The sequence below is a fragment of the Peribacillus simplex NBRC 15720 = DSM 1321 genome (genome assembly GCF_002243645.1).
In the GTDB taxonomy this organism is placed as follows: Bacteria; Bacillota; Bacilli; order Bacillales; family DSM-1321; genus Peribacillus; species Peribacillus simplex.
The window spans coordinates 2,934,511-2,947,176 of sequence record NZ_CP017704.1 but is presented as its reverse complement, the minus strand read 5'-3'; the positions used below and the strand labels follow the sequence as shown (position 1 = coordinate 2,947,176).

Sequence of the window (12,666 nt, the reverse complement as noted above, 5' to 3'; positions counted from 1 at the left end):
AAGGAGGGTGAAGATCATGGCAGCTCCTATTACGGAAATCCATAATCCCATTACTGAGGAAGAAATAAAGCTACAAAAACTAGAAGAACTGAAAACACTCATCACCAATAATGAAGATGCCTTAAACAATATGTTTAAAATCGTCAATGAACTGAATGACTCGGGAGTATTCGAAGCCGCGACCTCCATGCTTCAAGGAAAAGAACAAATTGCGAAAATCGCTCTTCAACAAGTCACTAGGCAACCTGTAACAAACCTGATCAATACCCTTATGGGCGCAACAGGAGCCTTGATGAATGCTGATGCCGCACAATCCACGAAACTGCTTAACAGTGCACTTGCAGGAATCGATGAAGGAAACAAATTTCTTCAGGCCGATAAAAAGATCGGCGTTTTGGATTTAATGAAAACATTGAATGATCCAGACATAAACCGGGCAATCGGTTTTGGCGTCCACTTCCTAAAGGGAATGGGCAAGGAATTAAAAGAATAGAATCGGAACAAAGACTTAAGAGAAGTTCATGCTTCTTTTGAGTCTTTTTTCTGTACTGGATGAATGCTAACATATGTAACACGTTGAAGATCATGAATTGGGATAACGTAATTCAATTGATAAAGCTACACCTACGTTAAATAATGTTATAGGCATTGGAGTGGATGATTTAATGAATCAAGAAGAAAAAATTAAGGAATTAGAATACGAATTGTTTTTATTGAAGCATGCATTTTTTAAATTACATGATAGTATGGCCCCGAATTTAAAGTCTAGGTATTATGAGTTATTATCACATGGCTTTACATAGCAAGAGGTTAGTGAGTTAGATAGATTTTTCATGTGGGTTTACGGCACAAAAAATTATCCCACTAAGGAAGAAATGAGAAAAAACGACAGATGTAAAAAAAACGGAAATTAAAGAATTGCATATTGCCTCAGTAAAAAAAATCTTATTAGCTTATCAAGCTGATGGAGTTTTTCCAGTAATAGATATTATTTTGGAGGATTTCCAAAATGTTGATGTAAATATAGAGAAATGATTTAAGATGAGGGCCAGATCACTCATCAAAATAAAGGCTGTACACCCTCCCCTTATTCGCACCACGGCTTGTCAGATTCAATGATTGTAAGATCCTCGTTGCACTGGATGCAGAGGAAATGTTTAAAAAATCCCTCAACTGCCGATTCGTTATGGTCGAGCCTAATAGGTAAAAATAATCTCGTAAAGCCTGGATATGTGCAGTTTTACTGGGTTGTTGGCATTGATTGCAAATCCATGTACCATGCCTTCTAAATAACTGATTCCCCTTGCAATTTTGGCATATCACTCCTTTTATTAGGTCCTCTTCGGTAAGATTGTATCGTTCCAGTATGGAATAGTCCGCATCGATGTGGTGTTTATTCATTAGGCGAATTGCTTTCTTCAAATCTTTTTCACTAAAACTGGAGTCTGTTATGGAATCTTCCATTTGCTTAATTTTAGATGGAAGTGCATCGCGATGGATGACTTTATAGTAGAGTTTATGGTTTTCAGGAGATGTACGGATGATTGTTTGGGGATTACTGATGACAATTAAAGAAAGGATGGGTAATGAGGGAAAACCATTTTTCAAGAACCAATTCGTCAACTGTGATTCCTGGCGGCTGACTTGTATGATGGGATCTGGAAATGCCGTCTCTTTTCCTTCTATCGTTCGAATGAGCTGATTGAAATGCGGATCAAAATAGATTGCCCCTGCAATGTTCTTCACTTCAATGATAAGCGCATATTTTTTGGAGACTAATAAGGTATCCATTTGAAAATATCTTGCTTGATCCTGCAGCCTTAAATCGTGGAAGATGAAATAGCTTTTCGGTTCAAGAAAGCTTAATGGAAAATCAATGGAACATTCCCCTTTATAGCCCGCTTCCCTTTTTTTGAGATCGTTCATGATTACGGGGATTTTAGGGTGATTCGGAGGTAGCCTGCACGCTAATGCACGTAATTTACGTATGGCAAGAGGAACTTTTCGTTTTTTTACAATCAATTACATCGCTCCAATCTTGGTTTCTCCCAAAGGATTCTACAGCAGTAGGGAATATTCCTTTAAATGATAGCGATTATACAGTTTATCTGCGAAATCGGGAATATATCTTCGAAAATAAAGATATATCATCGAAAACTCCTGATATATCTACGAATTATTCGATTTATCGATTTTTCGACAAAAACAACAAATAAAAAACCACCAATATATGTATTGGTGGAGACGGTGGGAGTCGAACCCACGTCCAGACATAACGGCACTTAAGCTTCTACGAGTGTAGTCGATATATTCGCATTTCGCGAACTCATTAGCCTATCGACAGGCGGCAGAGCAGCTAGTCTGATTGGTCTCTTCCTTCATCCTCAGACGGTGGATTCCGGCGTATCCCACTTAGAGTGAGTCCCTTACCCTACCACGTGGGCCATGGAGGGAGGAACAGCTATCGACTGTTGTTACGCAGCGAAAGCTAGGTTGTTGTTTTGTTTGCCAGTTATAGGCGTTGACGTTTTAACGAGGCCGATCCCCTCGACTCGCAACTTAAGCTCGAACTATCCCTGTCGAATCCGTAACGTCCCCATGATAGAAATGGAGCGTACGAGAGAAGAATAGTCAGCAAGTTGGCTGATATTCAATTGTCATCGGTACAGGATTAATTATAACAGATTGGTTCAAAAAATCAATTGTAAGGTCTTGGCAGTTTTACATCTTCTGACGATCACGGAAAGCACGTTCAATATCACGCTTCGCTTCCTTCTTCTTCAGGTCATCACGCTTGTCATATTGTTTCTTCCCTTTTCCAAGTCCGATTAAAACTTTGGCAAAGCCATTCTTTAAATACATTTTCAACGGGACGATGGTGTAACCTGTTTCCTTTGTTTCACCGATCAGTTTACTGATTTCTTTCTTATGCAAAAGAAGCTTCCGTGTCCGCAACGGGTCATGGTTAAACTGGTTTCCCTGCTCATACGGGCTGACATGCATATTATGAAGATAAATTTCACCATTTTCTATTTTAGCAAAGGCATCCTTCAAATTCACTCGGGCCGCACGGATTGCTTTGATTTCGGTCCCTTTTAAAACGATTCCCGCTTCAAACGTTTGTTCAATAAAAAAATCATGATAAGCTTTTTTATTTTGTGCTAGTTGTTTACCTGAGCCTTTTGGCATCTAACTCTCCCCTTTTTTACATCCAATCGCGGCGAGAGGATGAAATGATCATCCCCCGCCTCAATCTTTATCTCTTTTTTGGTTTTCTCTTGCGCTTGGCAGCTGGCGCATTTTCAAAGAATTTTTTCTTGTTTTTCGATTTTCTCCCAGAAGAAGCCGAATCTCCATTACGGCCGCCGCCTTTTCCTTCATTACGTCCCCCATTGCCGCCTCGGCCGCGTTTACGTTCACCTGAATTGGCTTTGAATATTTTCTTCTCGCCAGAAGGACGCGGACGGCTTACCTTCATGCCGATAATTTCAAAATCGATGGCGCGTTCCTCTTTATTAACGTTGGAAACACGTACGTCGATTTCATCGCCAATCCGGAACACATTACCTGTCCGTTCCCCGATCATTGCAAGCTGACGCTCATCGAAGCGATAATAATCATCCGTCATGAAGCTGACGTGGACAAGTCCTTCAATGGTGTTCGGCAATTCTACAAACATCCCGAAATTCGTAACCGAACCAATGATCCCGGTATATTCTTCGCCGATTTTATCAAGCATATATTCCGCTTTCTTCAGATCATCCGTTTCCCGTTCAGCATCGACTGAGCGACGTTCACGTTTCGATGTATGATCGGCAATCTCAGGTAAAATGGCATTCCATTTCTCCTTCGTAGCTTCATCGAGTTTACCTTCCACCAAGTAGGTCCTGATCAACCTGTGTACGATTAAATCCGGGTATCGGCGAATCGGAGATGTGAAATGTGTATAAAATTCAGCTGATAATCCAAAGTGGCCTAAGCTCTCCGGGTCATATTTCGCTTGTTGCATGGAACGAAGCATGACGGTGGATATGACCGTTTCTTCCGGTTTGCCGGCAACCGCCTCAATGATTTCCTGTAACGCCTTAGGATGAACGTCATTGGCCGATCCCCGTACAATATATCCGAAGTTCGTAATGAATTCGAAGAAACGCTGCAGTTTTTCCGGCTTGGGATCTTCATGAATACGGTAAATGAACGGAACCTTAAGACGGTGGAAGTGCTCAGCAACGGTTTCATTGGCCGCAAGCATGAACTCTTCAATCAGCTTTTCCGCAACCGACCTTTCACGTAAAACCACATCAGTGGGATGGCCCTCTTCATCAACGATAACTCTCGCTTCATTGAAATCAAAGTCGATCGCACCGCGGTTCATCCGGTTTTTACGAAGGATAGCCGCTAACTTCTCCATGTCCTGGAACATCGGCACCAACGCCTCATAGCGTTCGAGCTGTTCTTCATCTTTATCCACAAGTATTTTGTTCACATTGCCATATGTCATACGTTCCGTCGTCTTAATGACACTTTCAAAAATCTCATGGTTGACGACTTGGCCATCCGGCGTGATTTCCATTTCACAAGATAGTGTAAAACGATCGACTTGTGGATTCAAGGAACAAATACCATTCGATAAACGATGCGGGATCATTGGAATAACCCTGTCCACCAAATAAACGCTCGTCCCTCTTTCCAAAGCTTCCTTATCGATTGGCGAGCCTTCCGTCACATAATGGCTGACATCAGCAATATGAACACCCAGCTTGTAATTGCCATTTTCAAGTTTAGAAACAGTGACCGCATCATCCAGGTCCTTTGCATCCGCTCCATCAATCGTGACCAAAACGTCATTGCGCAAATCCCTGCGATTGCCAATTTCACTTTCTTGAATGGTATCCGAAACGGCATTGGCTTGCTCCATGACATCATCCGGGAACTCCATCGGCAAACCATATTTATGGATCACTGAAAGAATATCTACACCAGGATCATTTTTATGCCCAAGAATCTCAATGACTTCGCCTTCAGCACTTACGCGTCCTTCAGGATAAGAAGTAAGCTTGACGACAACTTTATGGCCCTCTACCGCTCCATGTGAAGCATGCTGTGGAATGAAGATATCGTTTGCGATCTTTTTATCATCAGGGATGACGAAACCAAAACTTTTACTTTCGGAGTATGTACCTACCACTTGTGTAATTCCGCGTTCAAGTATTCTGATGACCGTGCCTTCTTGCCTTGAGCCGGATGTTTCCGAAGATACTCGTACCATGACGACATCTCCATGCATCGCTGTGCCCGTTTCATTTGGCGGAATGAAAATATCGTCCATTCCTGGGTTATCTTCAGGCGTCACAAAAGCGAATCCCTTTGCATGTCCTGTTAATTTACCGCGGAACAAATTCATTTTTTGCGGCAGGCCGTAACGATTGCTCCTCGTTCTGACCACCAATCCCTTTTCTTCCATCTTTACTAAAGCCTTAACGAAATTCTTGAAATCTGCCGAGTCTTCGATTTTCAAAGCCTCTTCCAGTTCTTGTACCGTTAACGGCTTATACGCTTCATCGGTCATGTACGTCAGAAGCTTATTAATATGTTCTTGAATGTTATCTTCCATGAAAACCCTCCTATTCAGGGTATGATAAATTTGTTATTCGGACCAATCCAGACTTTCTAAAAATTCCAATACATCTTCATGCAACTGGTTTTTTTCTTTATCAAGAGTTATGACATGACCGGATTCTTCATACCACTTGATTTTTTTGACCGGTGATTCAATGGCGTCAATAATAATATCGGCACTTTTTGGATTGATAACATCATCATGCCGACCCTGCACTACAAATGTCGGCGCGTAAATAAGGTCGACGTGCTCTCTTACATCCGTTATCAATTCCTGAAGGGCTTTCAATGTATTCATGGGTTTATCGGCAAGGAGGTCCATTTCAAGCTCTATTTGCTCTTGAGTTTTCCCTTCATACTTCTTAAATTCTCTGGCGTACTCCAATACTCCTTTAAACATCATTTCTTCACTTTTGATATACATAGGCGCACACATTGATACGATACCCTTTATAGGTACAGTGTAACCTAATTTTAGAGAAAATACGCCTCCTAATGAGAGTCCGGCAACAGCAATTTCTTCATAGCCTTTGCTTTTCAGAAAATCGTAGGCCATCATGACATCTTTCCACCAATCTTCCGGACCCGTTTTCACCAGCTCCTCTGGCGGAACGCCATGTCCTTTATAGTGCGGGGCATGGCAGGTGTATCCCTGTTTCTCCAAATAACGGCCAAGCATCCGCACATCCGCTGAATTCCCCGTAAATCCATGTAAAAGTAAGACAGCTCTTTTTCCGCCTTCAAAAGTAAAGGGCTGCTGCAGCTTGATTTTCATGACTTTATGCTCCTTTATCAGTAAATAGAATGAAAAAAATCCCTATCCTATAATTAAGTACTAAAATCACTATATCTATTCATGCAACTATTGTGCAAAGAAAAAAGCCTAGCTATTTAGCTAGACTCATTTTTGATCCATTACACATCAAAGAATGCAACAAGTAAAGTTAAAGCAAAGAATAAAATCGCCAATACTATCGTTGCGCGATGTAAAACCAGATCCAAACCGCGTGCCTTTTGCTTTCCGAATAGCTGCTCAGCACCGCCGGCAATCGCACCTGATAAACCTGCACTCTTACCTGATTGAAGCAATACCGTCACAATGAGGGCGATACTGACAATCACTAAAAGCGTTATGAGAAATGCATGCATGCAATTACACCTCCTGAAGAACCAATAAACAATTACTTTAACTTTACCACACCCACTAAATATCCACAATCTTTGTTATGCTATGATGGTAGGAATTCCTAAATATCCATAGTCATTTATTTCTTTTTGGATCAAAGTTTGAGATAATTTGCATAAATTGAGAAAGAGGTGTCAACATGTTTAAGTCCATACTTCGGATTCTTGATCTCCTGACCATCCTATTCTCGGCGGTTGCCGGCTATTCTTTATGGACAGGCGGAAGCAATCTTATCAGTGTCCTATTAATCATCCTATCACCGCTTTTATTGCTGCTGGCAAAGTATCACGGAAATCGATACTTATTATTTGCTGCATATATCACGACAACCGTTTATTTTACTGCTATTATTTATAATGGACTTTCCAATAGCGGTACCGACTTTTTCCAATCCAGCTTCAATGTCCTCCTGATCGGGGCAGCAGCCGCCTTGCTGAGCGTTATAGCAGCGGTCATTGGGTTTGGGACCAATACTCTTACGATTCTTTGGTTATCGCTGCACGCCCTTGTAACATTCGAGACAATCAAGATGTCGTCAGGTTTCCTTTCGAACTTTTGGTCTGATCCCGTCGTGGAAACCGCAGTCCGTAATGATTACCCTTTTTTGTTGATGGTCGTCTGGATTGGCTTATTTCTTGATAAATATCAAAGTGAATTAACAAGGGATTACTTATCACGATAATTTTTCAAAACTACTTTTATTGGAAATCTTATATTAAAAGCAAGGGGCCTTTCATATGTTAAAACCTATATTTGCAGCAACTGCTCTATCATCTTTCATTCTATTGTCCGGATGCTCATTCGACCAATCAAACGAGGATAAAAAAGAGCCAAAAGAAGAACAGCCGAGCTCCCAGGATACGGAGACAGAAACTGATAAGAATAATGATTCAAAAGAAACGGCCCAACGCCAGGTGGAAGTTAATGAAACGGCTGAACCCGCACAGGCTGGCCTTCAGACGTTAGCCAACCCGGAAAGCATACCTGTACTTGTCAATAAACAATACAGCCTGCCGGAAGATTACAAACCTGATGACCTTATCTATCCAAAAGTGGATTTCATCTTTCAAGATAAAATTGAAAAAAGAATGATGCGAAAAGAAGCGGGAGAAGCGCTTGAAGAGATGTTCCAAGCTGCTGAAAACGAAAACATGCACTTTGCCGGTGTTTCCGCTTATCGTTCACATCAAACGCAAATCGCTGTTTTTAACAACTATGTGGCTAAGGACGGGGAAGAAAAAGCGAAAACCTACAGTGCAATGCCTGGGACAAGCGAGCATGAAACGGGTCTAGCGATTGACGTCACGACCCATGACGGTGCATGTGCCGCCCAGGACTGCTTCGGTGACACGAATGAAGCGGCCTGGCTTGCTGAACACGCCCATGAATACGGATTTATCATCCGCTATCCGGAAGGCAAGGAAAACATCACAGGCTATAAATACGAACCATGGCACATCCGCTATGTCGGTGTTGATGCTGCAACTGAAATTTTTGTAACGAAGAGTACATTAGAAGAATACTATAATGCCGTACCAGTGGAAGCTGTGTCGGATTAATAAAAAAAGGTGCCCGGATGCGGCACCTTTTTTTTATGAAATGGTATTAATCAAACGTTTGATTAATACCATTTATCAGCCCTGAACCAAGCTCAGAAAATTGACTGGACGAATTCCCGCTGACTTTATAAGCATAAAAAACCTCCTATTCAATGTGGATTGCCACATTGAAGCTATTTTGTCTGTAAATGTTTTGATAACGATCTTGTCCTCTTTTAACAATTTTATCTTTGCTAATGCATTGAGACTGACGTATTCCTCATTAACTAAATAACTATAAAAAGCCCTCAAAGACTTAATTATTGTATTAATGTAGTTGGGCTTGTTCCCTATTTCTTTTTGATATTGAATAAACTTCTTAATGTGCAAGGAGGAAACATCCTCAACATCTGAAATATCATGATGTGTTTCCAAGAAATTAATCAATTGACCGACATTGTAATTGTACGTTTCAATCGTCCCTTAGAGTAGTTCTTAATCTGCAAGTCAAATGTAAACTCCTTCAGCAAATCTTTAATAAACATAAAAAAACCTCCTATTTAATGCGGATTTCCACATATAAATAGGAGGTTAAAAGCAATAAACTGTACGACAAAGTTCATGTTTCTGTATGACTTAATTCAAGCCCCTTGAATTTGCCTTGTACGACAAAAATTCAACTGCTTATAACATGAATTAGATTACTTCTTCAAGTTATAGAAAGATTTCAAGCCGCCATATACAGCCAAGTCACCAAGCTGGTCTTCGATGCGAAGAAGTTGGTTGTATTTAGCGATACGGTCTGTACGGGACATGGAACCTGTTTTGATTTGTCCTGCGTTTGTTGCAACGGCGATGTCAGCGATAGTTGCATCTTCCGTTTCACCGGAACGGTGGGAAACGACTGCAGTGTAGCCTGCGCGCTTAGCCATTTCGATTGCTTCAAACGTTTCAGTCAGTGTACCAATTTGGTTCACTTTAATCAGGATGGAGTTACCGATGCCTTTTTCGATGCCTTCAGCCAATTTTTTTGTGTTCGTTACGAATAAATCGTCACCAACTAATTGGACTTTAGAACCAATGCGTTCAGTTAAAAGTTTGTGGCCTTCCCAGTCATTTTCATCCAAGCCGTCTTCAATAGAAAGGATCGGGAATTCATTCACTAGCTCTTCATAGAACGCAACCATTTCTTCGGATGTAACGCCATTGCGGCCTTCGCCTGCAAGGTCATATTTGCCTGTTTCTTTGTTATAGAATTCAGATGATGCTACGTCCATACCAAGGTAGATATCTTCGCCTGCTTTATAGCCTGCTTTTTCAATTGCCTCGATGATGACTTGCAGCGCTTCACGGTTTGAACCAAGGTTTGGCGCAAAGCCGCCTTCATCGCCGACTGCCGTATTCAAGCCTTTTGCAGAAAGGACAGATTTCAATGCATGGAATACTTCAGCACCCATACGAACTGCTTCTTTGAAGCTAGGAGCGCCTACAGGAAGGATCATGAATTCCTGGAAGTCAACATTGTTATCGGCATGTGATCCGCCATTAATGATGTTCATCATTGGAGTTGGAAGTTGTTTCGCATTGAACCCTCCAAGGTAACGATACAATGGTAAACCTGAAAATTCCGCAGCAGCATGGGCAGCAGCCATTGACACACCAAGGATTGCATTAGCTCCCAAGTTCCCTTTGTTTTCAGTACCATCCAATTCAATCATAGTAAGGTCAAGTCCTGCTTGGTTCGTTACATCCAAACCAATGACAGCATCAGCAATGATATCATTTACATTATCAACTGCTTTTTGTACCCCTTTACCCAGGTAACGAGATTTATCTCCGTCACGAAGCTCAACAGCTTCGTGTTCTCCTGTTGAAGCACCTGATGGTACGATTGCACGTCCGAAGTAACCGGACTCTGTTTGGATTTCTACTTCTATTGTTGGATTACCACGGGAATCTAGCACTTCACGTGCATATACATGTTCGATGTACGGCATTATAAATCTCTCCTTTTCCAATTCACAATTTTATTTAGATAATAGGGATTTCCCTGTCATTTCAACAGGTTTTTCGACTCCAAGCAAATCAAGCATCGTTGGAGCTAAATCGCCTAGGATTCCACCTGTTCTTAATGTTACCTGATTTTTAGTGATAATGACAGGCACAGGATTCGTTGTATGGGCCGTCATGGGGTTGCCTTCGAGCGTTACGACTTCATCAGCATTCCCATGGTCAGCTGTAATGATGGCCGTACCGCCTTTTGAGACGATTAAATCGACTATCCTGCCTAGGCATTCATCAACGGTTTCAATCGCTTTAATGGTAGGCTCAAGCATCCCTGAATGACCAACCATGTCCGGATTGGCAAAATTCAAGAGGATCGCATCGAAGCGGTCAGCCTCAATTTGTTCCATCAATGCATCAGTCACTTCATAAGCACTCATTTCCGGCTGTAAATCATATGTAGCTACTCTCGGAGAATTAATCAAAATCCTCTCTTCACCAGGAAACTTCTCTTCACGTCCGCCGCTCATGAAAAACGTCACATGCGGATATTTTTCAGTTTCAGCGATACGAAGCTGGGTAAGCTGGTTTTGGGAAAGTACTTCCCCTAATGTATTATCAAGATTTGTCGGCTTAAAAGCAACATATCCGTCAACTGTTTCCGAAAAATGTGTCAAGCAGACAAAATGGAGATGCTTCGGATGTCCAGGACCACGGTCAAATGAGCGAAAGTCTTCGTTCGTGAACGTATTCGAAATCTGGATTGCCCGGTCTGGACGGAAGTTATAAAAGATGACGGCATCATCATCTTTAATCGTCGCCACCGGTTTACCATCTTCCGCCGTTATGACTGAAGGTATCACGAATTCGTCAAAAATACCATGTTCATAGGAGTCCTCGACACATTCCATCGCAGAAGGGTAAGAAGGTCCATCACCATACACCATAGAACGGTAGGATTTCTCCACACGCTCCCAGCGTTTATCACGGTCCATCGAATAATACCTTCCTGAAATGGTCGCGAACTGACCAACACCGATTTCCTTCATTTTCGCTTCCGCTTCCTTAATATAACCTTGCGCCGTTTTAGGTCCGACATCACGTCCATCTAAAAATGCATGTACATATACATTTTTAACTCCTTCTTTAGCGGCCAATTTCAGCAGGGCATACATATGTTCAATATGACTGTGAACGCCGCCATCTGAAAGAAGACCGAAAAGATGAAGATCCGTCCCTTTTTTCTTGGTATGGCTCATGGCATCGACCAAAGTTGGGTTTTCTGCAAACTCCCCTTCACGGATTGCCAGGTTAACACGGGTCAGACTTTGATAAACGATCCGTCCTGCCCCGATATTCAAATGGCCCACTTCAGAGTTACCCATTTGACCGGCAGGCAAGCCGACCGCTTCCCCGCTTGCAGTTAAATGGGAATGCGGATACTTTTCCCAATAACGGTCAAAGTTCGGTTTTTTCGCATAAAAAACAGCATTTCCTTCTTCTTCGTTACGGCAGCCAAAACCGTCCAAAATGATAAGTGCCACAGGCGACTTACTCATAGTGACCAGCCTCCAGCAATTGTAAAAAGGAATCGGTTTTCAAGCTAGCCCCGCCTACCAACGCACCATCTATATCAGGTTGTGCCATGTACTCTTTAATATTCTCAGGTTTTACACTGCCACCGTACTGAATACGGATGGCTGCAGCTGCTTCATTTGAAAATTTGTCAGCAACCACAGAACGGATATGTGCACAAACTTCATTTGCATCTTGAGCAGATGACGATTTTCCTGTTCCAATCGCCCAAATCGGCTCATATGCAATGACGGCTTGTGTCAATTGTTCGTCAGATAATCCAGCTAAGCCTTTTTCAATCTGGCTGCCAACGAAATCATTCGTTTCGCCAGCTTCCCTTTGCTCAAGTGTTTCACCGCAACAAACGATAGGGGTCATCCGGTGGGCAAAAGCGGCATGCGCTTTTTTATTAACGGCTTCATCCGTTTCGTTGAACATTTCCCGGCGTTCGGAATGACCAAGTATGACGTAGGATACACCAAGATCAGCTAAAGCGATCGGGCTGATTTCTCCCGTGAAAGCACCACTTTCTTCAAAGTGCATGTTCTGCGCCCCGATTTTCACATCGGTTCCTTTTGCTGCTTGAACCAGTTGATCCAAAAACAAGGCTGGAGCACATACAACCGTATCGATTAAATCTTGCTTCGGAATCAAATTGCTCACTTCTTCTAAAAAGGCAGTCGCCTCAGATAGTGTTTTATTCATTTTCCAGTTTCCTGCAATAATCGGTTTACGCATTTGGTT

The 12,666-nt window shown here is 42.1% G+C and carries 12 protein-coding genes and 1 other RNA gene; 3 read left to right on the top strand and 10 right to left on the bottom strand.

Annotated features, from left to right (window positions below; all coding sequences use genetic code 11):
* Positions 1–16 precede the first annotated feature (16 nt).
* On the top strand, positions 17–493 hold the full coding sequence (locus tag BS1321_RS14065; RefSeq protein WP_063233974.1) for a helical membrane plugin domain-containing protein: 477 nt from the start codon (positions 17–19) through the stop codon (positions 491–493).
* Between the two features lie 560 nt (positions 494–1,053).
* Here the strand turns inward: BS1321_RS14065 and BS1321_RS14060 are convergent.
* From BS1321_RS14060 to secG, 6 genes are all read right to left on the bottom strand, one after another.
* Complete coding sequence (locus BS1321_RS14060; protein ID WP_063233973.1) at positions 1,054–2,022, bottom strand: nuclease-related domain-containing protein; 969 nt, start codon at positions 2,020–2,022, stop codon at positions 1,054–1,056.
* A gap of 214 nt (positions 2,023–2,236) precedes the next feature.
* Positions 2,237–2,598: a transfer-messenger RNA gene (gene ssrA / locus BS1321_RS14055) on the bottom strand.
* Positions 2,599–2,721: 123 nt separating this feature from the next.
* A complete protein-coding gene (smpB, locus tag BS1321_RS14050; RefSeq protein ID WP_057912049.1) occupies positions 2,722–3,189 on the bottom strand; it encodes an SsrA-binding protein SmpB in 468 nt (155 codons plus the stop codon).
* 67 nt (positions 3,190–3,256) lie between these two features.
* Complete coding sequence (gene rnr, locus BS1321_RS14045) at positions 3,257–5,614, bottom strand: ribonuclease R (protein ID WP_063233972.1); 2,358 nt, start codon at positions 5,612–5,614, stop codon at positions 3,257–3,259.
* Between the two features lie 33 nt (positions 5,615–5,647).
* Positions 5,648–6,394 (bottom strand): alpha/beta hydrolase, encoded by a 747-nt coding sequence (locus tag BS1321_RS14040; protein WP_063233971.1) that lies wholly within the window; start codon positions 6,392–6,394, stop codon positions 5,648–5,650.
* 140 nt (positions 6,395–6,534) lie between these two features.
* Complete coding sequence (secG, locus tag BS1321_RS14035) at positions 6,535–6,768, bottom strand: preprotein translocase subunit SecG (RefSeq protein ID WP_063233970.1); 234 nt, start codon at positions 6,766–6,768, stop codon at positions 6,535–6,537.
* A gap of 176 nt (positions 6,769–6,944) precedes the next feature.
* On the opposite strand from secG, the gene BS1321_RS14030 reads away from it, so the two are divergent.
* Together BS1321_RS14030 and BS1321_RS14025 are read left to right on the top strand one after the other, a co-directional pair.
* Complete coding sequence (locus BS1321_RS14030) at positions 6,945–7,487, top strand: hypothetical protein (protein ID WP_063233969.1); 543 nt, start codon at positions 6,945–6,947, stop codon at positions 7,485–7,487.
* A 55-nt stretch (positions 7,488–7,542) separates the two neighbouring features.
* Positions 7,543–8,364, top strand: a complete 822-nt coding sequence (locus BS1321_RS14025) for a M15 family metallopeptidase (RefSeq protein WP_063233968.1) — start codon at positions 7,543–7,545, stop codon at positions 8,362–8,364.
* 75 nt (positions 8,365–8,439) lie between these two features.
* Here the strand turns inward: BS1321_RS14025 and BS1321_RS14020 are convergent, their stop codons facing one another.
* The 4 genes from BS1321_RS14020 to tpiA form a co-directional block, all read right to left on the bottom strand.
* Complete coding sequence (locus tag BS1321_RS14020) at positions 8,440–8,778, bottom strand: hypothetical protein (protein ID WP_232522690.1); 339 nt, start codon at positions 8,776–8,778, stop codon at positions 8,440–8,442.
* 266 nt (positions 8,779–9,044) lie between these two features.
* The gene (gene eno / locus BS1321_RS14015) at positions 9,045–10,340 is read right to left on the bottom strand and encodes a phosphopyruvate hydratase (RefSeq protein ID WP_063233966.1); all 1,296 of its coding nucleotides are present in this window, start codon (positions 10,338–10,340) and stop codon (positions 9,045–9,047) included.
* Positions 10,341–10,370: 30 nt separating this feature from the next.
* On the bottom strand, positions 10,371–11,906 hold the full coding sequence (gene gpmI, locus BS1321_RS14010) for a 2,3-bisphosphoglycerate-independent phosphoglycerate mutase (protein ID WP_063233965.1): 1,536 nt from the start codon (positions 11,904–11,906) through the stop codon (positions 10,371–10,373).
* Complete coding sequence (gene tpiA, locus BS1321_RS14005) at positions 11,899–12,660, bottom strand: triose-phosphate isomerase (RefSeq protein ID WP_063233964.1); 762 nt, start codon at positions 12,658–12,660, stop codon at positions 11,899–11,901. The genes gpmI and tpiA overlap by 8 nt, the downstream gene beginning before the upstream one ends.
* Between the last annotated feature and the right edge of the window lie 6 nt (positions 12,661–12,666).